Here is a 926-nt window from a genome sequence, read left to right as displayed (position 1 = left end):
CCGCCGCGGGCGTAGCCGGCGTCGATGACCTGCTGCTTCAACGAGTCCTGGTCGATGAGCACGATCACGCGGGGCTTCGAGCCGTGGTCGCGGGGCAGGTCGTCGGTGGCGGCGAGCCGGTCGCAGGCGTCGACGAGGGCGTCCCACAGGCGGGTCCCGGCGTCCCTGGGGTCGCGGCCATCGTGTCCACAGCCCGGGGTCAGACAGGGTGTGCTGGTGGAGACGCCGTCGTCGTCGAACATCGTCTGGCCGGGTTGGCGGTTGATGCCGCCGCAGGCTCCGGGCTCGGTGCTCACGGGTGCAGCGAGGGGGTGGAGGGTGGCCTTGATCCGTTCGGCGTCCTCCACCGTCCCGTAGCCCTTGACCCGCACGCCACCGTGGCCGTCCTCGGCGAACGACAGGGACCGGGCGTGGTGGGCGCCGCGTTCGGCCTTCGCGCGCTCCTTGTCGGCGTTGATGATCTCTGCGTCGGGGTCGAGGTCGCGGACCACGTCGCTGAACGCGGTCTGCAGGTCGGAGGCGTCGTGGTGGTGGGTCTCGACCAGGTCGAGCATCGCGGCGGCCACGGCGGTGCGGAACTGCGGCACCCGGGGCAGGGTGTGGACCTTGGAGGCGATCGCCCGTGCTTGGGGCAGGCTCACCTGTCCGGACTCGAGTGCGGCTTGGACTGCGGGCAGGTCGCGTAGCTGCTCGGCCGCACGGACCAGACCACCGCCGGTGCCTTTGTGGCCACCGGTCAGGTGGGTCAGGAAGTCCTTGACCGAGGCCCACCCCAACGGCCGCAGCGCGTCGGTGGCCTCGAGTCGGTCGATGCCGCGCAGCAGTGCGGCGTCCAGGAACGACCGCGCGGCGACCACCGCTTCCACGGCCGTCACCGCGCCGGGACCGTCGATCAGGTCCCAGTCACCGCCGGCCAGCTCCGCGGC

1 protein-coding gene is annotated in these 926 nt (G+C 72.4%); it reads right to left on the bottom strand.

Annotation, left to right across the window (positions count from 1 at the left end; translation table 11 throughout):
- A partial coding sequence (locus KVF89_RS09860; protein ID WP_257425293.1) for a DUF222 domain-containing protein occupies positions 1–926 on the bottom strand: 926 nt, incomplete at both ends.

The organism is Nocardioides carbamazepini (assembly GCF_024614185.1).
GTDB lineage: Bacteria > Actinomycetota > Actinomycetes > Propionibacteriales > Nocardioidaceae > Nocardioides > Nocardioides carbamazepini.
The sequence above is the reverse complement of the archived record's forward strand: the minus strand, read 5'-3'. Positions and strand labels throughout refer to the sequence as shown.